This window comes from Halotalea alkalilenta DSM 17697 (assembly GCF_000621205.1).
GTDB lineage: Bacteria > Pseudomonadota > Gammaproteobacteria > Pseudomonadales > Halomonadaceae > Halotalea > Halotalea alkalilenta.
On the sequence record NZ_KK211227.1, the window covers coordinates 172,045 to 197,466 of the forward strand.

Annotated in this window: 22 protein-coding genes and 1 pseudogene; 19 read left to right on the forward strand and 4 right to left on the reverse strand. The window is 65.3% G+C overall.

The window, feature by feature from the left end:
• Positions 1-321: 321 nt before the first annotated feature.
• The 18 genes and pseudogenes from Q376_RS0111910 (at position 322) to Q376_RS0111995 (ending at position 16,211) form a co-directional block, all read left to right on the forward strand.
• Entirely contained in the window at positions 322-558 is a 237-nt protein-coding gene (locus Q376_RS0111910; protein WP_027350507.1) for a hypothetical protein, read from the forward strand.
• A gap of 25 nt (positions 559-583) precedes the next feature.
• Complete coding sequence (locus tag Q376_RS0111915) at positions 584-976, forward strand: hypothetical protein (protein ID WP_003141051.1); 393 nt, start codon at positions 584-586, stop codon at positions 974-976.
• 250 nt (positions 977-1,226) lie between these two features.
• Complete coding sequence (locus Q376_RS0111920; protein ID WP_016446172.1) at positions 1,227-1,943, forward strand: DUF5983 family protein; 717 nt, start codon at positions 1,227-1,229, stop codon at positions 1,941-1,943.
• A 343-nt stretch (positions 1,944-2,286) separates the two neighbouring features.
• A complete protein-coding gene (locus Q376_RS0111925; protein ID WP_027350508.1) occupies positions 2,287-2,838 on the forward strand; it encodes an STY4534 family ICE replication protein in 552 nt (183 codons plus the stop codon).
• Between the two features lie 55 nt (positions 2,839-2,893).
• Positions 2,894-3,505 (forward strand): DUF3275 family protein, encoded by a 612-nt coding sequence (locus Q376_RS0111930; RefSeq protein ID WP_027350509.1) that lies wholly within the window; start codon positions 2,894-2,896, stop codon positions 3,503-3,505.
• An 89-nt stretch (positions 3,506-3,594) separates the two neighbouring features.
• Positions 3,595-3,960: a hypothetical protein gene (locus tag Q376_RS0111935; RefSeq protein WP_027350510.1), complete on the forward strand. Its 366-nt coding sequence runs from the start codon at positions 3,595-3,597 to the stop codon at positions 3,958-3,960.
• 322 nt (positions 3,961-4,282) lie between these two features.
• Positions 4,283-5,404 (forward strand): annotated as a pseudogene (locus Q376_RS24370) (ISL3 family transposase); the annotation flags it as partial.
• A gap of 34 nt (positions 5,405-5,438) precedes the next feature.
• A complete protein-coding gene (locus tag Q376_RS0111945; protein ID WP_027350511.1) occupies positions 5,439-6,089 on the forward strand; it encodes a hypothetical protein in 651 nt (216 codons plus the stop codon).
• A 65-nt stretch (positions 6,090-6,154) separates the two neighbouring features.
• Positions 6,155-7,264, forward strand: coding sequence for a DUF6094 domain-containing protein (locus tag Q376_RS0111950; RefSeq protein WP_027350512.1), 1,110 nt, complete (start codon positions 6,155-6,157; stop codon positions 7,262-7,264).
• Between the two features lie 103 nt (positions 7,265-7,367).
• Entirely contained in the window at positions 7,368-7,673 is a 306-nt protein-coding gene (locus tag Q376_RS0111955; RefSeq protein ID WP_027350513.1) for a hypothetical protein, read from the forward strand.
• Positions 7,674-7,783: 110 nt separating this feature from the next.
• Positions 7,784-10,057: a helicase-related protein gene (locus Q376_RS0111960; RefSeq protein WP_009618188.1), complete on the forward strand. Its 2,274-nt coding sequence runs from the start codon at positions 7,784-7,786 to the stop codon at positions 10,055-10,057.
• 139 nt (positions 10,058-10,196) lie between these two features.
• Positions 10,197-10,781: a PFGI-1 class ICE element type IV pilus protein PilL2 gene (gene pilL2, locus Q376_RS0111965; RefSeq protein WP_009618186.1), complete on the forward strand. Its 585-nt coding sequence runs from the start codon at positions 10,197-10,199 to the stop codon at positions 10,779-10,781.
• Positions 10,778-11,425 (forward strand): hypothetical protein, encoded by a 648-nt coding sequence (locus Q376_RS0111970; RefSeq protein WP_027350514.1) that lies wholly within the window; start codon positions 10,778-10,780, stop codon positions 11,423-11,425. Before pilL2 ends, Q376_RS0111970 begins: the two co-directional genes overlap by 4 nt.
• Positions 11,426-11,439: 14 nt before the next feature.
• Entirely contained in the window at positions 11,440-12,186 is a 747-nt protein-coding gene (locus tag Q376_RS0111975; protein ID WP_027350515.1) for a TIGR03759 family integrating conjugative element protein, read from the forward strand.
• Positions 12,171-12,749, forward strand: coding sequence for a lysozyme family protein (locus tag Q376_RS0111980; RefSeq protein WP_027350516.1), 579 nt, complete (start codon positions 12,171-12,173; stop codon positions 12,747-12,749). The genes Q376_RS0111975 and Q376_RS0111980 overlap by 16 nt, the downstream gene beginning before the upstream one ends.
• Positions 12,746-13,297 carry an integrating conjugative element protein gene (locus Q376_RS0111985; protein WP_052365184.1) on the forward strand — a complete coding sequence of 184 codons (552 nt, stop codon included), beginning with the start codon at positions 12,746-12,748 and terminating at the stop codon, positions 13,295-13,297. The genes Q376_RS0111980 and Q376_RS0111985 overlap by 4 nt, the downstream gene beginning before the upstream one ends.
• Positions 13,298-13,305: 8 nt before the next feature.
• Positions 13,306-15,465 carry a type IV conjugative transfer system coupling protein TraD gene (gene traD / locus Q376_RS0111990; protein ID WP_027350518.1) on the forward strand — a complete coding sequence of 720 codons (2,160 nt, stop codon included), beginning with the start codon at positions 13,306-13,308 and terminating at the stop codon, positions 15,463-15,465.
• A complete protein-coding gene (locus tag Q376_RS0111995) occupies positions 15,462-16,211 on the forward strand; it encodes a TIGR03747 family integrating conjugative element membrane protein (protein WP_027350519.1) in 750 nt (249 codons plus the stop codon). Before traD ends, Q376_RS0111995 begins: the two co-directional genes overlap by 4 nt.
• A 1-nt stretch (position 16,212) precedes the next feature.
• On the opposite strand, the gene Q376_RS25385 is transcribed toward Q376_RS0111995, so the two are convergent.
• Complete coding sequence (locus tag Q376_RS25385) at positions 16,213-16,377, reverse strand: hypothetical protein (RefSeq protein WP_245598943.1); 165 nt, start codon at positions 16,375-16,377, stop codon at positions 16,213-16,215.
• A gap of 175 nt (positions 16,378-16,552) precedes the next feature.
• Here Q376_RS25385 and Q376_RS24375 point away from each other — a divergent pair.
• A protein-coding gene (locus Q376_RS24375) for an IS5 family transposase (RefSeq protein WP_169739039.1) occupies positions 16,553-17,348 on the forward strand; the annotation gives its coding sequence in 2 pieces (ribosomal slippage) (positions 16,553-16,815 and positions 16,814-17,348; 798 coding nt in all).
• Here the strand turns inward: Q376_RS24375 and Q376_RS22455 are convergent.
• The 3 genes from Q376_RS22455 to Q376_RS0112025 all read right to left on the reverse strand — a co-directional run bounded on the left by Q376_RS22455 (position 17,335) and on the right by Q376_RS0112025 (position 25,408).
• Positions 17,335-18,450, reverse strand: coding sequence for a hypothetical protein (locus Q376_RS22455; protein WP_245598944.1), 1,116 nt, complete (start codon positions 18,448-18,450; stop codon positions 17,335-17,337). The two genes, Q376_RS24375 and Q376_RS22455, sit on opposite strands and share 14 nt — an antisense overlap.
• A gap of 166 nt (positions 18,451-18,616) precedes the next feature.
• Positions 18,617-19,852, reverse strand: a complete 1,236-nt coding sequence (locus Q376_RS0112020; RefSeq protein ID WP_027350523.1) for a PD-(D/E)XK nuclease family protein — start codon at positions 19,850-19,852, stop codon at positions 18,617-18,619.
• Between the two features lie 9 nt (positions 19,853-19,861).
• Positions 19,862-25,408 (reverse strand): DEAD/DEAH box helicase, encoded by a 5,547-nt coding sequence (locus tag Q376_RS0112025; RefSeq protein WP_027350524.1) that lies wholly within the window; start codon positions 25,406-25,408, stop codon positions 19,862-19,864.
• Positions 25,409-25,422: the final 14 nt, after the last annotated feature.

Consider the following 25,422-nt stretch of genomic DNA (forward strand, 5'->3'; position numbering starts at 1 on the left):
ATGGTGCAGGCACATCGCAATAGAGGACCGGGCGCGCCCGACCCCAATCGGGGACGCCACTGCGCCCGATTGCTGCGTGACGCGGCTATCTGATAGTCCGAAGCTCACCCTCATGCGTTGCTGACCGTCGTCAGCGGCATGCCCTGGCAGTCCCGGTCTTCAAGACTGCAACGCGGTTCGCCGCGTTGACCGATCCAGTCCGCTTCGCATCGCCCACCGCGGACGCTCGCCGGCCTGGCGACGATGCACTTTTCTCAACCACCCGAGGGGAACCCCATCCCCTGCGTGATGCGTGCTCCTCGACCCACCAAGGAGCACGGCATGTCTGAACCTTCCGCATCTTCCTCTGCAACCGCAGTGCGCAGTGGTGCGCTGGCGCTGGCCTGGACCAGCAAGCGTTTGCCGCTACAGGTGCTGCGCAGCGCGGCCGGCCACTACATCGGCACACAAGACGACGAAGGCCCGGTATCGCGGGAGTCCGTCGAGTATTTCCCGACCCACCTCGCAGCACAGCGCGCCCTGGATACCCACGCCTGGACACAGCGCGCTCACCCCTGATTCCCACCCTTCAAGGAGTTCTCTCATGAATCTGTCTTTACCCGAAGACGTGCTCGATCAGATGGCGCTGGAACAAGCGCACTTCGACGCTGCACCGCAGGCCTTCTTCGAGGCCTGGAAGCGCGGCGCGCAGATCGCCGGCCACGAGTGGTTCGGCGACGGCACACGCGAAGGTCTGCAGCGTGCCACTACCAAGTGGGACCTGCGGCCCAACATGCTGATGCTCAACGACGCCTTGGGCGTGCTGAGCAGCGGTCAACGCATGTTCCTGTCCGCGATGGTGAGCTTCTACAACTCCCGCGAGGGCGGCGCGATGCTCAAGCGTTGCGGCTTCGAGGGGCTGTCCGACTTCGGCGGCCTCGATCTGGAACGGCGCCAGGTCATCGCTGACCTCACGCTGCACTACAACGGCTGGTGAGCCGCGCCTGGCAACCCACCGTCCTTTCATCCCACCCCACGAGGGACATGCGTCCTCGTTCGGGGCCATGTCCCTCCTTCTTTTCGCAGGAGCGGCCATGGCCCGAATCACCATCTTCCACTGACCTGCACCGCCCGCCACCAGGGCGGCCCGACGCCGCGGCCGGCTGACCGGTTGCCACTTCATCCACTCGCTGGGGTTCAATCCCCGGCAGGGGATTGCCTCGGCCATCCTCTGCTGGAGGAATCCCATGTCCCATTCCAACAATCCCTTCGCCCGCGGCTACGATGGCCTGTCCGTGCAGCGGCTGCTGGCGATTTCCTACGACGACGACTGCCCGCTGAGCTACCTGCCGCTGCACGTCTCGCAGTCGCACCTGCCGGACAGCCAGGTCGAGCGCCATGCCTGCGTCTTCTGCGACGACTTCGCGCTGATCACCGAGGGCCAGAACGTGCCGCCCGAGCTGGACGCGCAGTGCCCCAGCCACGGTATCGCCCGAAACCTCGTCTACGCCGTCATGGCCGAAGAAGCCGGCCAGCCGCTGCACGTCGGCGATACCTACTCCGAGGAAGCCGCGCGCGAGGTGGTACGCCGCCTGCGCTTCGAGACCGGGTTCTACAGCCGTGCCTGGGAAATCAGTTCGGCGCACATCACCGAGGAGGCCGGTCGCTTCCTCGCCGAACTGGCGGACATCGCTACGCCGAGCGGTTTTCTGTTCGTGGCCTTCCGCATTCCCTACAGCCCGGCGGTCGGCGTGAAGCTGATCGCCACGCCCTGGACGGATGCGAACCTGCAGCATGTCGAGGGCATCACCGCCGAAGAGCTGCGGCAGGAGCACCGGGCCAAGGGCGTGCCGGAGTCCCTCGTGGAAGTGTTGCACCTGGCTGCGCTCGCCGACGTTCGCATGTTGGTGTTCGATGCCGACGCGCCAGTGCTGGACGGGCTGACGCTCTACGACGACGAGTAACCCGCAACCCATTCGAGCCCCCACGTCGGGGCTCTTCTTTTTCGCGGAACGCGGTGCCGGCGCATTGCCGATTCCCGGCGGACGGCCGCCGCCATGTGCCGCACGCTGGCCGCATGTTCGCTGGCGTTGCCGGCAACATGCCCAGGCAGCCACGATCTTCAAGGCTGCGACGCGGTTCCGACCGCGTTGATCACACCAGTTCGCACCGGCATCCATGCGCGAACGGCCATCGGTTCTCGATGGCGATGCCACCAAGCTGTTCCATCAACCCACGCGGGGGTTCCACACCTTCCCCGCCTTGGGTCGGGTGTGTCTCCGCCTCATTGTTCTCAGGAGATTCACCATGACCACTTCCAACGAAAAGTCCTACTTTGATCTGCACATCACCGGCCTCGGGTATCTCAATCGCATCCGCGAGGTGAAGCCCAAGAAAGGCGATGCGTTCCTGGCCTGCGACATCGCGGCCCTGAACGGTCCCAGCGATGACGTCTCGTATGTGCGTTTCGACACGCGCGTATCGGGATCGGAAGCGCAGCACCTGGTGCGCCGCTGCATTCAGGCGGTCGACGCCGAGAAGAAGGTGATGATCGGCTTCCGCCTGGGCGACCTGTGGACCGACACCTTCACCTACTCCAAGGGCAAGCGTGCCGGCGAGCAGGGTGTGAGCCTCAAGGCCCGCCTGCTGTTCGTCAGTTGGATCAAGGTCGACGGCAAGCTCGTCTACAAGGCCGAATCCAAGCCGACCGAGACCGACGAGCGCGAGCCGGAAGTCCCTGTGACGTCCGACGCGCCCGCTTCGCAGCAAGCCTCGGCACCGGAGCCTTCGGAGCCCGTCGCCGATGCTGCCGACGACGCTGCCGATGCCCCCGCATTGGCCGTTGCCGAGTCGTTCTGATCCGCAAGGCCCCATTCCCGGGGCCTTGTCTTCTCTTCGTCAGCAGGAGACCTTCATGATCACCATCCCCGGCCAACTGGCCATCAAGACCATCCACGGCAGGAACGGCGACTTCAACGTCGGCCGCCTGGCAACCTCGATCGGCGAGTTCGTCGTGAAGAACGCCGAACTCGATCAGTACCACGAGGGCAAGTACGACGGTGATTTCGTCATCGTCGAGATTCGCCCCTCCACGTACAACGCCAACGGCCGCATGGTCATCGAGATCCGCGCCCATCTGGGCGGGATGACGCTGTCCAACATCGACGCCCTGAGCCGCGACGAAGCCCGCCGGCTGAGTCCGCAGGAAGTCGATCCGATCGACGAGGAAGCGCAGGCGCCCGTGCCGGCAACGCCCCCGGCCAAGCCGAAGGCGAAGCCGCGCAGTCCGCGCGATCCCCTGGTCGATACCACGCCGTTCGGCAGCGAACCGGCTCCCGTGTCCGCTGCGGCCTCGGCCGAGGCAGACGACGCGGCGCTGTTCGGTGCCTTGTGGCCCCTGGGCGAGACCGTGAAGCTCGATGCGACCGTGGATCGTCGTGTGCTGCGTCAGCAGCGCGACCGTCTCGACAAGCTGGGCTACGAGTTCGCTCCGTTGTCCCAGGACTGGCACCTCAAAGCTGCCTGATCCATTCGCCGCCTTGCGCGGCATTCCGCCACCCGCCGGGGTTCTCCCCCGACGGGGAGGGCTCCGGCCATTTCTTCAAGGAGATCCTCATGGGCTGGACCTTCGTTCGTCAGACGCGCGATCAGTTGATCCGCGAGCTGATCGCTCCGCAGGCGTCCGAACGCGCTTGCTGCGAAGTCATCGACCACACGCTGGACGGCGACGTTCTGTGGACCGTGGTTCGCGTCACCGCCAGGCAGGCGGGCGTCATGGGCCTCGCGGCCGGTGAGTCCGTCTGCTACATCGGCTGCCATCTGCTGGAAAGTTCGGGCGGCGATTGGGGCTACAAGTCCCTCGATGAGTCCGTGCATCCGTACTACTACTCGTGCCCGCTGCGCTATCTCGACATGGCGCCGGTGCAAAGCCCCGAGTGGCGCGAGCGGGTTCACCGCTTCCACGCGGGGTGCGCTGTCTAGCGGCACGCATCTTCCTTCACCCAACCGGGGCGAGCACGGCCCCGCGGGCTGTGGTTGCTCCTTCATTTTCAGGCTCATCGCGGAATCGTGTGGGCGCTTTGAACACGTTGAAGTAGGCTTTGAGCCTGAAAACAAGCATGTTCCTGCGATGTGTGCAGGCGTGCATCCTGTACTGACTTCTGGGTGGCTGTTGACGCATGAAATCAGGCCGTAGCCTGCGTGATCTGTTCGCCTTTCCGGGCTTCGTGGCAGCGGCCACGCTCAAGGGCGTGTTTGGCGATCCGAAGGCCCGGATCGTGACCTTGCGGCGCCGAAAAAAACGGCTGTGTGCTCCAACTGCGGTCATCGCTGCCTCAGCCGCTACGATCAACGCCTGTGCCGTGCCCGCGACCTGCGGGTGGCCGGCTGGATCCTGCACGTGGAGTTTGAACGCTGGCGGGTCCGGTGCCCGGGGTGCGGCGGTGTGCACGTAGAGCGGCTGGACTGGCTGGCGAAGAACCCGCGCTATACGGGGCGCTTCGCCCTGCACGTGGGCCATCTGTGCCGAAGCATGACGAACAAGGCGGTGGCCGAACTGGAGCGGCTGCATGACAGCACGGTCAAGGACCTGTCCAAGCTGTACATGGCCGAGCAGGTGCGCCGGGCCGGGATGCCGGCGCCGCGGGCCATCGGCATCGACGAGATTGCCATCCACAAGGGGCACGACTACCGGGTGGTGGTCAGCGACCTGGAGCGGGGCCGGCCGATCTGGTTCGGCGGCAGCGGCCGCACCGAAGCGGACATCGACCTGTTCTTCGCCGATCTGGGGCCGGACAAGAGCGCCCGGATCGAGCTGGCGGTGATGGACATGTGGCGCCCGTTCCGCACCTCGGTGGGCAACAACGCGCCCAATGCGGCCATCGTGTTCGACAAGTTCCACATCATGCGCCACCTGTCCGACGCGCTCGATCAGGTCAGGCGTGACGAGTACAAGCGCCTGCAGGGCAAGGACCGCAGCTACATCAAGGGCCAGCGCTATACCCTGCTGAGCAACCGCGAGAACCTGACCCTGGACGGCCGCCAGGCGCTCAGGAAGCTGCTGGCGGCCAACAAGCGGCTGAACACCGCGTACCTGCTGAAGGAATCGTTCGGCCAGTTGTGGAGCTACCGCACCGAGCGCGGCGCCCGGGCGTTCTTCGAGCGTTGGAAGCAGAGCCTGCGCTGGCAGCGGCTGGCGCCGTACCAGAAGTTCGTGCGGATGATCGAGCGGCACTGGGACGGTATTGCCGCCTACTGCCACCCAGACCACAAGGTCAGCCTCGGCCTGGTAGAAGGACTGAACAACAAGATCCGGGTGATCCAGCGCAGCGCCTACGGCTACCGCGATGAGGACTATCTCAAGCTCAAGATCATCGCCAGCTTCCTGCCGCCGCTACCCGAAAACGCTCGATTGCACCCACACTAATCCGCGAAGACCCCATTTTCAAGAGGACATCACCATGCCTGCACCTTCTTCCGCGAAACCGCTGTACCGCATCGACGAATGCCCCGACCTCATGGCCGACGCTTGCGTCGGTGACGAGCAGGGCAATCTCGTCTTTCTCTCGATCTGGGCGCGCGACACCGCCGTTCAGGAGTTCCTCGCCCGCCTGACCCTCGGCCGGGATGAACAGGGACTCGATCAGTTCCACGTCATCACCGAGCAGGGCGCATCCATCCCGGTCTTCGTCGGCAACGTCGAGAACCTGGAAAAGCGCATCACCCGTGCCTATCGGCGAACGCTGTTCGGTTCGCTGACGAATGTGTGGCTGTTCGATCGTCGCTGCGTGAAGCCAGACAAGGCCAACGCCAGCGCGCTGGCGCTTCTGCCCAGGGATTCCGCTCACCGGCTCGACCGGCTGTGGACGCTGGTGCAGGAGACCTGCCCGCTGCCACTGCTCGACCACTGGCGCGACACCGTGCTGGCGCTGTTGCAGACACGGCGAATGCTGACCGGTCTTCCCTTGGCCCTCGGGCCGCTGGAAGGCCATCGGCTGGCCCTCGATGTCCCGGCGCTGACGAAGGCGTTGGGCGAGCTGATCCGCAACGGCACCCTCGGCGCCACGCAGTACGAACTGGCCGCGAACGCACCGCTTCGGCGTGTGGCGTGAGCCATCCCCACGGGCATGCGCGCCGCGCGTGCCCGCCTTCCTTCATCCATCACCAGGAGAAATCCATGGCACTCATGTTTCCGCGCCTGGCGCGCAACTTCATTCGTAACGGCTACTTCCCCACCGACGAGCCGACATTGGAGCGGGCCTTGTCCGCACTGGCGCCGTCTCCCGGCACCATGTCCATCCTCGATCCCTGCGCCGGCGAAGGCGTGGCGATCGCCGAAGCCGCCCACGCCCTCGGGCGCGAGCAGGTCAAGGCCTTCGCCGTCGAGTACGACGCCGAGCGTGCCCGCCACGCACGGCAACTGGTCGATCGCTGCATCCACGGTGACCTGATGGACACGCTGATCTCGCGCCAGTCCTTCGGGCTGCTGTGGCTGAACCCGCCGTATGGCGACCTGAGCAAGGACGTGAACGGCAACATCGGCTATCAGGGCCAGTGTCGTGCGCGGCTGGAAAAGCTGTTTTATCAGCGTGCGCTGCCGCTGCTGCAGTACGGCGGCGTGTTGATCTTCATCGTGCCGTCCTACGTGCTCGACGCCGAGCTGGTCGGATGGCTGACGCGCCACTTCGCCGACCTGCGTATCTACCGTGCGGTGGAGACGCAGTTCAAGCAGGTGGTGATCTTCGGTCGCAGGATCCGTCAGCGCGACCAGGCGTCGGAGTCGGTCAAGGCCGTGCGCGGTCTGCTGCTGCAGATCGGACAGGGCGACGCCGAAGCCGAGGAACTGCCGCTCGAATGGCCGTTCCTGCCGTACACCGTCCCTGCCAGCCCGGCCGAGCCGGAGCACTTCTATCGCGTGACGATGGAGCCCGAGCAGTTCGCCGATGAAGTCGGCCGGCTGCAAGGACTCTGGCCAGCGCTCGATACCCACCTGGGCGCCGCGCAGCAGTCGCTGCGTCCGCCCGCGCGGGCCTTGTCGCACTGGCATCTCGCCCTGGCCTTGGCCGCAGGCGCGATCTCCGGCGTGGTGACGTCCAAGAGCGGGCGCGTGCTCGTCGTCAAAGGTGATACCCACAAGGAGAAGACCCTCCAGACGGAGTACACCGAGCGCGACGACGGCTCCGTGGCCGAGACGCGCATCCTCACCGACAAGTTCGTGCCGGTCATTCGTGCATGGGACTTGACGCTGGGCTCGCCCACGTGGGGCGAAGTGCTGACCATCCGCTGATCGCTGTTCCCTGACGGTTCGCCGTCGCCTTCATCCACCCACCGGGGTCACGTTGCCCCCGATGGGGGTGCCGTGGCCCCTGCTTCCAGAAGGAGAAACCACCATGGCACTCACAATCCTCAACCTCGCGTCACAAGCACGCTTTTCGCCCGGGCAGGTGGTCATGACCGCCGGCGTCGATGAGCTGGTCCGACAGGGCCGGCTCGACCCCACGCCGTACCTGCGCCGCCATCTTCATGGCGACTGGGGCGATCTGGACGACAGCGATCGACGGCAGAACGATGCCGCGCTGAAGTCCGGCGAGGATCGTCTTTTCTCGTCCTACCAGGTCACGCACGACCTGAAGCTCTGGATCATCACCGAATGGGATCGCAGCGTTACCACGCTGCTGTTGCCCAGCGAATACTGATCCGCATCCAGCGGCACCTACACGTTTCTTTGCCGCGTCTTTCTTCCCACCCACGGGCATGTCACCGCCCCGTGGGGGAGGCGCATGCCCCATTGCTTTGGAGCATCACCATGTCCCTCGATCTCGAAACCGTTCCCGAAACCGCTGTGCAGGGCGACCTGCTCGAAGTGGCCGCTTCACCCCTCACGCTCAGCCTGCAGGACTTCGTGTCCGAGTTCGGCGACGAGCTGCTTGATTCACTCAACCGCGCCAATCCTCCGGTCTACACCGGCCAGATGCGGGTGCATCGGCAAATGATCCTCGCCGCGCTCAAGCGCAAGCTGTTCCCCGCGCAAGCCGATGTGGTCCACGCCGTCACCGAACTGTTGGTCGATCGCGGCGAACGCGCCGCGATCGTCAATGGCGAGATGGGCTGCGGCAAGACGACAGTGGGTATTGCCACCGCCGCCGTGCTCAACGCCGAAGGCTACCGCCGTACCCTGGTGCTCTCGCCACCCCACCTGGTCTACAAGTGGCGGCGCGAGATCCAGGAGACGGTGGCCGGTGCCAAGGTCTGGGTGCTCAATGGCCCGGACACGCTGGTCAAGCTGCTGAAACTGCGCGAGCAGTTGGGCGTGCCGGCCCAGGGCCAGGAGTTCTTCGTCCTGGGCCGCGTACGGATGCGGATGGGGTTCCACTGGAAACCTGTCTTCGTCCGCCGGCGCACGCCTCACGGCGACGTGGGGGCCTGCCCGGATTGCGGGCATGTCATCACCGACCTCGACGGCGAGCCGATCAACCCGGTCGAACTCGAAGCCGAGGAGTCCCGCCGCAAGTGCAGCCACTGCCGTGCACCGCTGTGGTCGTTGATCCGTCCGAGGGGCTTGTCCGCGAGCGACCAGTCCTCCGCTGTCCTCAAAGCCTTGAAGCGCATCCCAACCATCGGGGAAGTCACCGCGCAGAAGCTGATGCAGAAGTTCGGTGACGCCTTCCTCGCGTCGATGCTCGGGGACAACATCCACGAGTTCATCAACCTGATGGACGACCGCGGCGAACTGGTCTTCTCGGACCGGCAAGCCCACCGGATGGAACGCGCGATGGCCAACATGGAGTTCGGCTTCGGCGAGGGCGGCTACCAGCCGTCCGAGTTCATCAAGAGGCAGCTTCCCCAAGGCACGTTCGACCTGCTCATCGCCGACGAGGCGCACGAGTACAAGAACGGCGGCTCCGCTCAGGGCCAGGCCATGGGGGTGTTGGCGGCCAAGGCGCGCAAGACGCTGCTGCTCACCGGCACGCTGATGGGCGGCTACGGTGACGACCTGTTCCACCTGCTGTTCCGAGCCCTGCCGGGGCGGATGATCGAAGACGGCTACCGGCCGACGAAGAGCGGCAGCATGACCTCGGCCGCGATGGCGTTCATGCGCGATCACGGCGTGCTCAAGGACATCTATTCCGAGAGCACCGGCACGGCGCACAAGACGGCCAAGGGCACCAAGGTATCGGTGCGCACGGTCAAGGCGCCGGGCTTCGGTCCGAAGGGCGTGCTGCGTTGCGTCCTGCCGTTCACCGTCTTCCTCAAGTTGAAGGACATCGGTGGCAACGTGCTACCGCCCTACGACGAGGAGTTCCGCGAAGTCGCCATGGACACGGCGCAGGCCGCGGCCTACCGCGATCTGGCGGGTCGGCTGACCCAGGAGCTGAAGCAGGCCTTGGCGAAGCGCGACACGACACTGCTCGGCGTGGTCCTCAACGTGCTGCTGGCCTGGCCGGACTGCTGCTTTCGATCGGAAACCGTGGTGCATCCGCGCACGCGCAACACCTTGGCGTTCGTGCCGGCTCAGTTCAACGAGCTGGAGGTGATGCCCAAGGAACGCGAGCTGATCGAGATCTGCAAGCGGGAGAAGGCAGAGGGTCGCAAGACCCTGGTCTATTCGGTCTACACCGGCACGCGCGACACCACGTCGCGCTTGAAGGTGCTGCTGGAGCAGGAAGGCTTCAAGGTGGCGGTACTGCGCGCGAGCGTGGATGCCTCCCGCCGCGAGGACTGGATCGCCGAGCAGTTGGACCGTGGCATCGACGTGCTCATCACCAATCCCGAGCTGGTGAAAACCGGCCTGGACCTGCTGGAGTTCCCGACCATCGTGTTCCTCCAGAGCGGGTACAACGTGTACTCGCTGCAGCAGGCCGCCCGGCGTTCCTGGCGCATCGGCCAGAAGCAGCCGGTGCGCGTGATCTACCTCGGCTACGCCAACTCCTCGCAGATGACCTGCCTGGGGTTGATGGCCCGGAAGATCATGGTGTCGCAAAGCACGTCGGGCGACGTGCCGGAGTCCGGGCTTGATGTCCTGAACCAGGACGGTGATTCCGTCGAGGTGGCATTGGCACGACAGCTCGTGGCGGCATGATCCATGCGTTGCATGCCGGCGGCCCTATGGTCGCCGGCATTTTTCCTGGCAAATCGGGAGCCGACGGATTCGCTTTGTTTGCTGTGACAAAGGGCTGGCGTGGCGATGGTGATGGCTCGTTGTTTCAGGACACCGATCCATGCGCCCATCCCGCCAGCCCTTCCGTATTGCCGGACGCAGCCACCTGATCCGTTTGCCCGGCTTGCTCCTGGCCGCCATGGCCAGCGGCTGCGCGACGACGAACGCCGTGCCACCGACGCCCGCATCCGAAGCCATCGACATCGCGTCCGAAGCCGTGGCGGAGGTCGTGCCGGTGACGCGGTATGGCCGCTATACCCTGGTTGAACTCGCGCCGACGGCGGCCCAGCACGACCTGTTGCTGCAGGTGGTGGATGTGGATATCCCCGGCACGCTGGGCGCCACCGTCGGGGATGCGCTCCGGCACCTGGTCCTGCGCTCCGGCTACCGGCTGTGCGACGAGCAGTCCGCCGACCTGCTGGCCTTGCCGCTGCCGGCGGCTCACTACCGGCTCGGCCCGGTCCTGCTGCGCGATGCGCTCTTGACCCTGGCCGGCCCCGCCTGGGATCTGCAGGTCGACGACGGTGAGCGGAAGGTGTGCTTCATCCGCAGCCTCAGGGAGGCTCGTACGCCGCACGAGCCCAAGCCACCGGAAAGCAACCGTTCGCAGGAGACCCCTCCGCTGATCCGGGAGGTTTCGCCATGACCATCCGGGACTCAGCGACGGGCCAGCGCACGACGCTGCTGCGGGTCGCGGCCGCAACCTGGTTGTTGCTCGTCAGCGCTGTGGTGCTGGTGGATCACATGGCCTTGTCCGGGCTGGCGGAACAGACCCAGGCCTTCGCGCCCACCGCGCAGGTGTCCCTGCTCGAAACCCGAGTGGATGGCCTCTCGCATCGGATCGAACAACGCCACACTCAGCCCGCCGCCTTGCCGCAGGCGCGCTACGAGCAGGACACCGCGGCATTGGACCAACGGCTGGCGGCAATCGAGCAGGCGCAGGCCCATCACGCCGCCACCGATGCGCTGCACGCATTGGAAACCCGTGTCACGCGACTGGAAACCCGCCCGGTCTCGCGCCAGCCCAAGCCGCCCGCACCGCGGCCATCCCAACCCTTGGCGGCCCAACCCAAGCCTGTTGAGCCGTCATTCCGCCTGATCGGAGTGGAACTGCGTGCGGGAGAGCATTTCGTGTCGGTGATGCCTGTCGGTGGCACCGGGCTGGCCGATGTCCGCCTGCTGCACGCCGGAGAGTCGGAGGGTGGGTGGCGACTGGACGGGATCGAGCGCGACGGCGCCGTCTTCCGGCAGGGAGACGAGATCCGCCGGCTGCCCATCCCGCCCCGATAGAGAGGTCCACGCCGATGGTCCCGCGCCACTTGATCCCGCCATTGATGGCCGTGTTGCTGGCCGCCTCCGCCATGCAGGTGGCACTTGCCCAGCCCACCGGTGCAACCACCGCGGCCAGGACGGCGCCGAGCCGTGAAGCGCCTGCGGCCATCGCTCGCAGCGACGAACAGCGGGCGCAGGACTGGGGGCTGCGCACGGACGAATGGACGCGCTATCGCGAGTTGATGCAAGGGCCGCTGGGCGTCTACTCGCCCAGCCTCGACCCGCTCACGGCCCTCGGCATCGAAGCACGTTCCGACGAGGAGCGCCGCCGCTACGCGGAATTGCAGGTTCGGGCCGAAGCCCGGCGGGCCGAGAAGACGCTGGCCTACCAGCGTGCCTACGACGCCGCCTGGCAACGGATCGCGCCGGGCATGGCGAGGGTCAACCTGCCCGGTGCCAAGCCGACCGGCGCGGGCACCGCCATCGCATCAGGCACCGACCGAACCGCCATCTTCGTGAAGGACGGCTGTACCGCCTGCGACCAGGCCGTGCAGCGGCTGCAGGCGTCGGGCGTCGAGTTCGATGTCTATGTCGTCGGCAGTCGCGCCGACGACGCGCGCATCCGTGAATGGGCACGCCGGGCCCGTATCGACCCGGCGAAGGTACGCGCCCGGCACATCACCCTCAACCACGACGGTGGCCGCTGGCTGTCCCTCGGCCTGCAGGGCGAACTGCCCGCCGTCGTGCGCCAGGTCGGCGGCCAATGGCAGCGACAGTAGGCCTCGCGCGTCTCGCGCTCCTGCTGCTGGCTTGCTGGGCACTCGGCCAGGCGAAAGCCGGGGAGGTTCCGCCGCCGGCCTACCAGTTCGCGGCACAGCGTGCGGGCATTCCGGCGGCGGTGTTGTACGCGGTGGCCTTGCAGGAGAGTGGCACCCGGTACCACGGCCGCCTCGTGCCCTGGCCCTGGACGCTCAACGTGGCCGGGGCATCGCATCGGTTCGCCACCCGTACCGAGGCCTGCGCCGGTTTGCACCTGGCATTGCGCGACGTGCCGCGCACCCGCATCGACGCCGGCCTGGGCCAGATCAACCTGGGCTACCAGCGTCACCGCTACGACCACCCCTGCGAACTGCTCGATCCCTATCGGAACCTGGCGCTGGCCGCGCAGATCCTGCGCGAGCAGCACGCGCCTGGCCAGGACTGGCTGATCACGATCGGCCGCTACCACCGTCCCGCTGGTGGCGCACCCGCTGCGCGCTACCGCCAGAGTGTTGGCCGCCACCTGGCCCGCGTACTGGGCGAGCCAGCGCGGGGCTCGGATAACCGGAGAACCCTGCCATGAAGCCTCGAATCTTCCGTCCGGCTGTGCCGTGGCTGATCGGCTTGCTGCCGCTCGTGTCCGTGCCAGCCGCTTTCGCACAATCGCCGCCCTTGATCGTCGTCGAGGATCGCGGCAGGGCCTCCGCGCTGCCTTATTACCAGGCCCTCGACCTGCAACCGCGCACCGGAAACCGGCCATCACCCAGGATCGAGATGCCACGCCTGCCCGAAGGGCCTTCTGGCGAGGCGGCCATGCTGCCGGTGCGCTCGGCCCATTTGGTCCCTGGCGATGTGGCTCCCCGGGCGATCCAGGCGCCGGGGCTCACGCCGATGTTCCTGGTTGGTGATGACCAGCGCTCCCATGCCTGGCTGCGCCAGCGTGCCCCGGCGCTGCGCGAGCTCGGGGCCGTGGGGTTGGTGGTCCAGGTCGAGTCACCGCAGGCACTTGCGGCACTGCGTGCCCTGGCGCCCGGGCTGATGCTGGCGCCGGCGTCCGGCGACGACCTGGCCGAGCGCCTGGGCCTGCGCCACTACCCGGTGCTCATCACGTCCACCGGTGTCGAGCAGTAGGTGCGCAAATGGCCCAACCGCATGCGGTCGAGGTTCTGCTGCGGCCAGCGGTAGAGCTATACACCGTTGCCGTATGCGCAGGCGCCGCGGTGGTGTGCGTGGTGGCACCGTGGTCGCTCGCGTTGAATCCGGTACTCGGCCTCGGCAGCGCGCTGGCCTTCCTGGCCTTCGGCGCGATTCGCCTGCGCGACGCCTGGGCCATCCTGCGCTACCGCCGCCACATCCGTCGTCTGCCTCGCTACGTGATGACGAGCCGTGACGTGCCAGTGAGCCAGTACCGTCTGTTCGTTGGGCGTGGCTTCCGCTGGGAACAACGACACACCCATCGGCTGACGCAGACCTACAAGCCCGAGTTCCGGCGCTACGCCGAACCGACGAGGTTCTACCGCCTGGCGCGCCGCCTGGAGGAGCGGCTGGAGTTCGCGCCGCCGCCGCTGCCCAGGCTGGCGCGGGCTTTGGCCTGGGACAGCCCGCTCAACCCGGTCCGGCCGTTGCCGCCCGTGGGTGGCATGCCGCGCCTGCATGGCATCGAGCCGCACGAGACCGACGTCACCCTGCCGCTGGGCGAGCGTGTGGGCCACACCCTGGTGCTCGGCACCACGCGCGTGGGCAAGACGCGCCTGGCCGAACTGTTCATCACCCAGGACATCCGCCGCAAGGTCCGTGGCGAGCACGAGGTGGTGATCGTCTTCGACCCCAAGGGCGATGCCGACCTGCTCAAGCGCATGTATGTCGAGGCCAGGCGAGCCGGACGCGAGGGCGAAATGTACGTGTTCCACCTGGGCTGGCCCGACATCTCGGCACGCTACAACGCCGTGGGCCGGTTCGGGCGCATCTCGGAGGTCGCCACGCGCATTGCGGGGCAGCTTTCCGGCGAGGGCAACAGCGCCGCGTTTCGCGAGTTCGCCTGGCGCTTCGTCAACATCATCGCGCGCGCCCTGGTGGAACTGGGGCAGCGGCCAGACTACCTGCTGATCCAGCGCCACGTCGTCAACATCGACGCGCTGTTCATCGAGTACGCCCAGCACTTCTTCGCCCGAACCGAGCCCAAGGCCTGGGAGGTGATCGTCCAGCTCGAAGGACGCCTCAACGACAAGACCATCCCGCGCCACATGGTCGGGCGAGAGAAGCGGGTGGTGGCACTGGAGCAGTACCTGTCGCAGACACGAACCTACGACGCGGTGCTCGACGGCCTGCGCTCCGCGGTGCGCTACGACCGCACCTACTTCGACAAGATCGTCGCTTCGCTGTTGCCGCTGCTGGAGAAGCTCACCACCGGCAAGATCGCGCAACTGCTCGCGCCGAACTATTCCGACCTGTCTGACCCGCGCCCGATCTTCGACTGGATGCAGATCATCAGGAAGCGGGCCGTGGTCTATGTGGGATTGGATGCGCTGTCCGACGCCGAAGTGGCGGCGGCCGTCGGCAACAGCATGTTCAGCGACCTGGTGTCGGTAGCAGGGCACATTTACAAGCACGGCATCGACGACGGCTTGCCGGGGGCATCGGCCAATGCCAAGGTCGCCATCAACGTTCATGCGGACGAGTTCAACGAACTGATGGGCGATGAGTTCATCCCGCTCATCAACAAGGGGGGCGGTGCAGGCATGCAGGTCACGGCCTATACGCAGACGCTCTCGGATATCGAGGCGCGCATCGGCAATCGCGCCAAGGCCGGCCAGGTCATCGGCAACTTCAACAACCTGTTCATGCTGCGGGTGCGCGAGACCGCCACCGCCGAACTGCTGACACGACAACTGCCGAAGGTGGAGGTCTACACCACCACCCTGGTCAGCGGCGCCACCGACAGTTCCGACATCCACGGCCAAACCGACTTCACCAGCAACGCGCAGGACCGCATCAGCACGTCGAGCGTGCCGCTCATCGAGCCCGCACACGTGGTCGGCCTGCCCAAGGGTCAGTGCTTCGCCCTCATCGAAGGCGGCAACCTGTGGAAGGTCCGCATGCCGTTGCCGGCGCCCGATCCGGACGAAGCCATGCCCCGGGACCTGCAACAACTGGCCGGCTACATGCGCCAGCACTACGCCGAGGCGGGCGAATGGTGGGAGGGCAACGGGCTGCCCCGGCTGCACGACCACGACGCGTTGCCAGCGGATCTGGCCGAGGAAGTGCAAGAAGGCACGCCGGATGAAGAGGCTCCATCGTGAAAGAGCCCGCCGCGACCGCCGAGCGACAGCAGGCACGCCAACGCGGCCTAGTCGCCAGCGTGGTCACGCTGCCATGGCGCCTGTTCGGCGTGTTGGTCGCCTCGCTGCTGCTATCCATCGTCATCGAATGCGTCGGCATGTACTTCTTCTGGCCCGAGCAGGGATGGCGCCACGCACAGGGCATGCTGCACTACGAGCTGAATCAGCTCTCCACGCATTTCACCCGCAGCGCGCTGGTGCAGGAGCCGGGGCGCACCGCGCGCTGGCTGGTGGAGGGTGCCTACGAATGGGTTTTCGTGAAGACGGGCTTGCTGGACTGGATGCGCGACGCCTCGGCGCAGGCTAGCGCACCTAGCCGAGGCGTGCATCGGGACTTCCGCTATTACCTCGCCCAGGTCTATGTCTGGACCGAGCGCTATCTGATTGCCGCCGGCTTCACCGTCCTGACATTCATCGTCCGCCTGCTGGTCTTGGTGCTCACGCTGCCGCTGTTCCTGCTCGCGGCCTTCGTCGGCTTGGTCGATGGACTGATTCGCCGCGACATCCGCAAGTTCGGCGCGGGGCGGGAATCGGGCTTCGTCTACCACCGGGCCAGAGCCAGCCTGATCCCTCTGGCTGTACTGCCGTGGGAAACTTATCTGGTACTGCCAGTCAGCGTGAATCCGCTACTAATCCTGCTGCCCAGCGCCGCATTGCTCGGCGTGGCGGTGTGCATCGCGGCGGCGACGTTTAAGAAGTACCTGTAGATCACTCCGGCTGCCAAGCGTAATCCGCCCAGTGCGCTTCGTAGCGTTTCATAAAGTCTTTCATCTCCCGGATGTTGACGGCAGGTTCGCGACAGGCCCGGGCGCAGGTAGAAACGACATCCCGGTAGAACTCCGGAGCGACAGTCCTGATGCCGTCATAATTCATCAGCAAGTCCGGAAGATGCTCCGTGATACTTGCTGCGCGAGGTGCCATCACAATGCTCGGGGGCTCTCCATACGTATTGATCAACACGTATCGCCAGCTTGGGTCTGCGGCTCCCTGGCGAGGGACAATCTCAGAACCTGTTCAAAGTCTCATGGAATTGTCCGATGCTATGGGGATGAGACCCCGCTATCCCAGTGACATCAGTCGTGAGCAGTTCGAGCAGATCCGTCCACTTCTGGAGAATGCACGCAAGAAGACGGCACCTCGCAAAGTTGAGCTGTACGAGGTGTTCTGCGCAGTGCTGTACCTGCTTCGCAGTGGCTGTCAGTGGCGCATGTTGCCCGAGTCGTTCCCCAAATGGCGCACCGTGCATGCGTACTTCCAGATCTGGAGCGAGGTGGACGATGAAGGGGTGAGCCTGCTGGAGCGGGCGCTCAAAAAATCAGGTTGGCGCGGCCCGAGACAGACAGGGGCGCAACGCCAGCAGCAGGTTCTTGATCGTGGACGCGCAGAGCGTGAAGAACACCGACACGGCCGGGCAGAAGGGCTATGACGCCGGCAAGAAGGTGTCGGGAATCAAGCGGCACATTGCCGTGGATACGCAAGGGTTGCCTCACGCCATCGCGGTGACCACGGCGGAGGTGACCGACCGCAAGGGTGCACAGCAGGCCCTGGCGCGCTGCAAGCCTAGCTTGAAGCAGGTGCAGGGCCTGCTGTGCGACAGCGGCTATGTGGGAGAACCTTTCGCGCAAGGCGTGCGTGAGGTGCTGGGCGGACACATCACCGTCCAGATCGCCAAGCGCAGCGAACTGCACACCTTCAAGGTCATGCCCAAGCGCTGGATCGTCGAGCGCAGCTTCGCCTGGCTGGAGAAGAACAGGCGGCTATGGAAGAACTGCGAGCGCAAGCTCAATACCAGCCTGCAACTGATCCATCTGGCATTCCTGGCACTACTGCTCAGAAGACTTTGAACAGGCTCTCACAGGGACGTGCGTCTCCGCCTTTGGAAATGGCTTCGTAGATATCCTTGACGGCCTGGGGTTTGTGGGCCACCAGGACATAAGGCCCGGCCCCTACATAGCCACCCATGCGTTCGTCGTATTCGATGCCGAGCAAGCCTTCCAGGTCAAAGCGTGCATCTCGGTCCAGGGGAGCCTTTCCCGAGATGAACCATTGAAGTTCCCGCATGGTGATCCCGGCACACTTGGCAATCTCTGCAGGTGAATTGGGCCAGCATGCCACGAGGTTCTTAGCGATCTCGGCGGCGTTGTCATAGTCACTATCGGCCCAGAAATCATCATCCTCAACGATGTCTTCCGCTGCCTTGGCACCTGTCACCAGCCAAGTCCTGCCATCGAACCCGTCCAGGTTGAAGTAACGGGGCTGATCGGGCGGTAGAGAAGTTTCCCAGGACGACATCCATGGGCCGGGCTCCCAGTCGAGCCCACCTGTCACTGTTGGAACCGGCACTTGCGCCGGCAAGGCCAGCCACTGCTGGATCCTGTCCTCGACCTCGCGGCTGTTCAAGCCTCTGCGATCATCCCTGACACGAAAATCGTGGTCATTTTGAGCGTCCCGGCAAAGGGCCTGGATGGCTCCGGAAAGAGAAGACTGGTCTTCCCCGTCGTGCTTGCTCAGCAGCCACCGGCTAGAGTCCTGGGCTGAGCGCAGGGAAGCTGGGAGGGATTTCTCCTTGGCATCGGCGACCTCGACATGGACTCCGATTTCCGCCATATCTCGTGCCAGTTCAGGGCTGGCTGCCGCGAGGTGGCGGTTGATCCGCAGAATGTCCGGTCGGCCACGCAAGCCCTTGGCGTTATGCCAAGCATCCAGAAGAACATCCCGGAAGGCCTTGGGCTGATTGACCGGGGTAAAGGTCATCCACCGAATGGGCAACCCGGCAACGGTCAATCCATAGAGTATGAGGGGGCTGATCCCGTACCGCTCTGCGTCCCTGACCTTGATCGGGTCCCGCACGGACACAATGCCGTGCTTCGGATGGTGAAAAAGAAACTTGGCAATCGCAACGTAGAAGTGATGCTCTCTTGGTGATGGCAGTGCCTGTTGATTCATGGTCCCTCCTGGGGAAATGCGAGCTTTCCCCGAGAACTATCGGAGGCTCCCCGCTCTGCCAACAACCGGGCCAACATCTGGGCGCGAAATTGTTCGGATCGATGATCTGAATTTCCTGAGCCAACCGTTATCCTCCACGTTCAGTCAACACTCCAGATGTTCATCTTCAATCGCCAAGCGGTTCGTAGTACGCCTCGCTGAGCACACCAAGCGTGACGATGGCGGGGGCAGCATCGTCTTCTGAGTCATGAGCAAGCGCGCCGTCGAGCACGCGCACCCGGGTGCCCTTCTTGAACTCGCCGGGCCGTTGGACCCTCAGCAACGCTGGCATCTTCGCCGGGAGATCACGCGCACGTACGACTACAGCGTCCCAACTCGTCGGGCCGTGACGCCCGGTGATCTTCAACTCGATATCGCCGTAGCGTCCATCATCCGAGACCACCTGCGTGGCGCTGCCCCAATATGCGTCGCAGAGTTGGCGCACACCGCAGTAGCGACACGACTCGGTGTTCGGGCGTGCCGAGGGCGGGCGTGCGGCCAATGCGGCCTCCGCTGCCTGTCGGCGCGCGCGGAGTTCACGACTGATTTCATCAATCTCCGATGTGATCGGCGGCGCGACGTCGACATCCTGGTCCTCGTACGCGAGCACGAGCCGATCCACTACGCGCCCCGACGGGTTCAGTTCGTCGTCGAGCCGCCACATCACGGCGTACGTCCGGACCTGAAACTTGTGCGCCTCGTCAGTCGCGCCGGTCTTGAAGTCGGTGATCTGGCACGCGTCGTCGCCGAGAACAAGAAGATCGATCTTCCCCTTCCACCCGACGCTCTTCGCGTGGACCTCCACCTCGGGGTAGATCCCGTTCACGAGCGGGAGCCGTGGCGGTGGTCCGCCCGACTTCGGCGCTGACGCGGCAGGTGCTGGAGGAGCACTATTCGGCAACCGAAGTCGGCTCAACATCGACTGTACGCGCACTCGAAGCGTCGGCACTTGGCCGCGCAGGGCCCGCTGTGCATGCTCCATCAACGCGCTTGCTCGCGGGTTGTCGATGTAACGCTTGAGGATGCGCGCGACGCACTCCTCCACGACGCGCGTGTATCCGCCGAGTTCCCGCAGCACCTGCGGCGCGCTCGGGTCGCTCAGCGAAGGCACGCCCGCTCGCATAAGCTGCTTCATGATGATCTCGAGCGCCAAGTGGACGACGCTACCAGCCAGCGCAGCGACTTGGAGCTTAGGCGGGTAGCCTCGCCCGCCCCAAAGCTCCGGATACTCAGCAGAGCTGAGCGCCCAGCGCCGTGGGCACTCTTCGATCTCCGCGTATGTCGACACGCTCATCACGGCCGGTGGAGCGGGCCACGTTGTCGGTGTGACGACGCGCCAATGCGTCTTCTCGTTCGTGCTCACCGGGACTCCTCAGCCGAGCTTTTCGATGAGCTTTTTCGTGGCGAACGGCAGGTTGCGCCGCACGACTAATTCATCCTCGAGGTGGACGGTCAGCGAAGTCGCGTACTCCATAATGTCCTTGAGGTCCGTGTCCGTCGGTTCGTTCGGCGTCAGCGGACCATGCAACCCAATGGCGAATTGCGCGCCGCTCGCATTCGTCACGAGGATTGGCACAATGACGTCACCGAGGCCCGCGACCGAGATTTTCTTGTAGCGCTCGAGTGTGAGCCCTTCGATGTCCTGCCGATCGAGGTCCTCGAACAGGAGGTTGGTCGAGTGCGTGACTCGATTCGGGCTCAACGTCGGGGCCGAGTTATTGAGGATAAACCGCAACAAACTTGCCCCGAGATGGCGGTCGAGGAGGTCGTGCTCGAACTTGTTCTTATAGCTGCGAAGGCAGCGGTAGCAAGAACGGTCACAGTTGTCCGGGCACACCTCAAGAAGCTTAAGCGCGTCCTCGAAGATCGGGAGCCCGATATCCCCAACGCGCTTCGCGAAACCGGCGCCGCCGGGCAGTGTGTCGTAGATGTAGATCTCCGACTCAAGCCCCGCGCGGCCCTCTGGCGTGAGCGCTGGGCGGTACTCGGCCTGAAGTTCATTCGCCTCCAACTCAAGCCGCGCGCACGCTGCCTTGGTCACCGCCTCGCAGATCGTGCGTAGCGCGACGTCGGTCGCGAGCACGCCGGGCACGAGCGTGATAGGCGCGTCGACGCGGATCGCGACGAGCAAGACGTCGGTGATGAAGTCTGTACCGAGGACCAAGCCCTTCGTCGCGCCTCCTCCGGGGCACATCGGCTCCTTGATGTCCGGATACGGCTTGCGGTGCGCCGCCGCGACGGTGCTCTTCGGGTTCGCAGTCGGCTCGATAAGCCCGCACTTGGTGCAGTACGTGTAGCCCTCCTCCCGCGGACCTCGGTTCGTTACGAGCAGGTGCTGTCGCATGTGGTGGACCCGGAGGCGCTCGTTCAATTGCTTCCACTTCGAGGCGTCTGCGGGGGTCGGCGCCGTCAACTTCGCGCGGGTTGCATAGCTCTTTGCGGGCATGTCGTCGGGCGAGGTGCCCTCCGGCTTACCCACAGGGTGCGCGAAGCCAGGCGGGCGGAGCCACTGTGTGGCAGGGCCAAAGGTACCCACGCCACCGCACGCCTCGCAGTCCTTGGTCTCGCCACGCGAGCCATCCTCGAAGGTCGTGGTTTTCGCGTAGTGGCACACGCTGCATTCGTAGTAGAGCCGCCGTCCCAGCCAGGCGCGGTATCGATCATCGCGCATCGGCGAGTAGATCGCCTCGGAGGTCCAGAGCTTGTTGCCGATCCAGACCTCCTTGCCGGGCGCGTACTGCGAGAGTGCGATGGTGAGGCCCTGTGAAGGGGTGAACTGAAAGGCGGGCCGATACATCGTTGAGTTGATGGGGTCGAACACGTGGAAGGTAGCGACGTCGGTCGGGAACGCGTAGCGAGGGAGAACACCCCGGTAAAGAAGCCGGTCAAGCAGGTTTTCGGAGGCTGGGTCACGCCCCGGCTTCTCCTCGCCCGCCTCATCAGGCGCCTCGAGCACGGTGTCTGCGCTCACAGCCGTAGACGCGTCCCCTGCGGCTGCCGGCGCAGAGGCTGCCGCGCTTGCCGGAGGCTCGAACTCGATCGCAGCGTCAATCGGCTGCATCGTCTTTGGCACAAGTTCGTCGAGGAGGCGCTTCCGTTCTGCAGCCGATAACTGCTGCGGGAGCCAAGCATCGACCTCAGCGCGCAGGCTCTCCTGGTTTGCCTCGAGCCACTTCTTCAGGTCCCAACGGTTGAGTACCTTCGCAGACTTCTTGAATTCGGCCACGGTGCCCAGCACCGCGAAGAGGTGCGGTTGCTCCTCCGGCTTGATAGTCGGGAGTTTGTCCTGATGGTAGCGTTGCAGCAGGTAGGCGGTAACGTGCCGTTGGATGATCTCGCTGTTGTCGAGCGTGAGGAGCGGATCGTCGACGTCGCCACGAATCATCTGGTCGGGGTTCGAGAAGTAGTGCTCGTCATGGCTGTCTGCGCTGCCAAAGGCGGTAACGGTCGCGACGGCGTTCCCTCGGCGACCTGCGCGACCTGCGCGCTGCTGGTAGTTCGCACGCGCGGGCGGCATGTTCCGCAGTGAGACGCCGGAGAGCGATCCGATGTCAATACCGACCTCCATCGTCGTCGTGCAGGACAGCACGTCGATGGCGGGCCGGTCGTGCCCCGTCCCGTCGTCGCCGAGATCCACATCTTGGAAGAGCAGTTCGTGCTCTTCCGCCTTCGAGAAGACTTCGTCCGCCTGCGCGGCGTTGAGCTGCGCGGTGTGCTCCGCGGCGATGAGCGCCATCGGCGGCGACGGCGGGACCTTCAGGGCATCGATGGTGCTCGCGCGGTAGTAGCCCTTACGCGCGACGAAGACCTTGTCGGTGTTCGGATCGATCACCATCGCGGTGGGCTGGCCACAGTTCACGCAGGTCGTGCGTCCGGGGAACGGGCGCTGCGCCGTCTTGCACGACTGACAGTACGCCCATGGACCGCCGACGTAGAGCGAGAGTTCGCTGCCCTTCAGGTAGAACTTGTTCGGCGCGACCTGCTCTCCGAAGCGCTGAAGCAGCTTGGGTAGCCACTCCTTATTGAAGAACGTTCGCGCGGGCTTGTCCGCGATGAACCGATCCATCTCGTCGAACTTGCCCGAGCGCGCCTGGTACTGTCGGCTCGAGTTGCGCCACGCGGGCGGCATCTGGCTCATCCACAGGCCGGCGCGGCCCCAGCACCGTATCCATGAGCGCGCGGTCGCCAGCTTCTGCTCTGGCGTGGTCGCGAAGCCAAGGATGTCCGGCAGCGCCTCTACCCATGTCGTGTGGTCGCCGCGCTCCCGGAGCGACGCGATCGCGAGCGCCTCGAGACCGTAGTATCGGTCGCCCAGCGAGTTCACTATCGCGCGTAGCAACGACTCCGGCGGTCGCGATGCGCGCAACTTGCCCCAGAGCGGCATCAGCGCCGCAGGGTTCGTCAGCGCCCCGCTCTTGACGGCGGCGTCCACGTCGAGTTCGTCCTGGAAGCTCTCGCCCGCCTTTAGCTCTGGCCGGAGCCTTACGCCCAACTCCTTCGCTGCGATGAGCACGCCGAAGTACAGGTCGTCGAGCGAGAGATACGGAGCAATCGCGGCCGTACTCGACAGCCGCTGGTAGCCCGCGATGATGAGGGGACGGATCGCGTCCTGCGTCGAGTAGGTCTGCAGGTTCGGCGCGAGGCGCGCCGCCGTCTGTCGCGAGTCGGAGAAGATGAGGACCTTGCGCCCACGCAGCGGCGCGAGGCGGGTCGCGGGCACCGGGCTCGGGGGCTGCACTTGGATTTGCTTCGCGATGAGCGCCTGGAACGGCTGGTCGCCCTTCGTCTGGTGATCCTGGACGGACGTGCGCCCAAACGCCGCGCGCCCTCCGCATACGGCGCACGGCCGGAACTCGCCCGGGTTCGCGTCCTGCGGCTCATCGTCCGTCACGGGCTGGGCCCGCCCCGCCCGGATGTAAACTGTTCTATTCCGTGTTCCGAGCTTCTGCGGGTTCAGCCGGCCAGTGATCAGATCGTACTCAGCGGGCTCCGCCAAGTCATTGAAGACAGGCTTCTCGAGGAGGAGGTCGAGCGGAGCGATCTCGTCGACAAACCCGGCGAGCGTCCGGAATGCGCCGCCTGGCTCCGCCCACAGGAAATCCGGGTTGTTGACGTCGTTGGTGTACGCGCGCGCGTGAGCCGTGCCGCAGTTCCTACACGTGAAGAGTTCCAACGCGCGCGCGCCGCACTCGCACGTGTCGCGCGGCTGGCTGTAGAGCTTGCCCGCGGGGCCGCCACGCTGGGCGGCGGGGATGCTCGTGCAGTTCGGGTCCATGCAGACCCACAGGCCCGCGAGTCCACGGTAGAAGGAGTGGACTCGACACGGCAGTAGACCAGGCTCCGTCGGCTCCCTCCGCGCCACGCTGCCGAGCGCGATAAGATTCGTGACTGCCCGCGCAGCGACTTCGGCAGGGACGTCCGCCTCGAACAGCTTGGCGCCCAACTCGTCGACGGGCTGGGCCTCCTTCATCGTCGAGTTGACGAGGCTCGACATCGGGCCGAATGACTCAAGCGCCTTGTAGAGCGAGGGCTGCAGTTCCCACGGCGCCGTGACCTTCCGGTACTTGAGGAAGCCCTCAATCACCTTGAGACGGTCTGCCTCGCTGGCCGCCTCGTAGAAGTCGTTGAGATCGAATGCGTTCAGCGCGGCTGCGTCGGCGGCCGTCCCCTTCGCCGCACCGGGGCGTTCTAGGAGGTCCCCCTGGACCTCCCGAAAGTCGATAGGGTCCTTGCCCGAGAGCTGCGCGCCGAACTCGACGGCGTAGTCCGCGTCCTTGAAGCTGGCACTCGTGCAGATGACCTGCAGGCGTTCCGGGGGTATGCCGAGGCGCGTCCGCAGGCGTCGGATAAGCAGCGCCACCTCGGCGCCCTGCGCGCCGCGATACAGGTGAGCCTCGTCGATGACGAGGAGGAAGCGCTCTTCGGGATTCTTCTGCAACCACTCGCGCGTGCGGTCGAAGATGGGCCGCTCAAGCGGGCGCATCAGCATGTACTCGAGCATCGAGTAGTTCGTGACGAGGACGTCGGGTGGTGCCGCGTGGACCTCGTGACGGGTGACGAGTTCGGGGTCCTCCGGAAGCGTAACGCAGCGCTTGAAGTCGCCATTCTTATCGAGCCAGCGACCATTGCCATACCATGCCGCGAGGTCGGGCTTCGCTGGCCACTTGCCGCGTTTCTTCAACTCGTCCACGAGGCGGGCGGCCGCCGCTTGCTCCGGAGACGGAGGGCCCGAAGCGACCTCAAGAGCCTTCACGTAGTACTTCCCGATCGGCTTCAGGCGGTCTTGGTCTTTGTCCTTATCACGAACCCCGGGGTACAGCGTGCGACTGGTGTAGCGCGCGAAGCGGGCGGGGCGCCCGGACCAGCCGACGAAGCGCTGGACGATGCGCGGATCGCCCAGCAGCAGCCGGAGGCGTCCGAGTTGGTCGTTGACTAGTGCGTTCATCGGGTAGAGCACCATCGCGCGCACGGCGGTAGTCTCGCCGAACTCATTACCCTTGGCCTTGGCTTCGATGGCGAGTTTGCCGAGGATCGGCAAGAGGAAGCACTCGGTCTTTCCCGAGCCGGTGCCGGTCATCACCACGAGGCTACGCCCTTCGACGAGTGAAAGCTGTGTCGAGAGTGCTTGGTGCTGGTAGGGCGGGTCGTGGATCAACAGCCCGAGATCGCCCTGAGGCGCCGAGACCGACGTAAAGATGTCGAGCGCCGCTGCCGGAAGGCCGAGTTCTGCGAACTTCTTTCCCGGCTTATAGCGTGGCGTGCTCTCCAAGTACGGGCGCTGGTGGATGACACCGATCTGATCAAGGAGCGCACTACGCTGATCGACAAGCGTCGGATGGCTAACATGGTACGTGGCCTCGATGTAATCGCGCAGCGCGCGGTGGAGTTGCTGGGTGGTCTCGCCAATAGTAAGTGCCATGGTCGCCTTCCTTT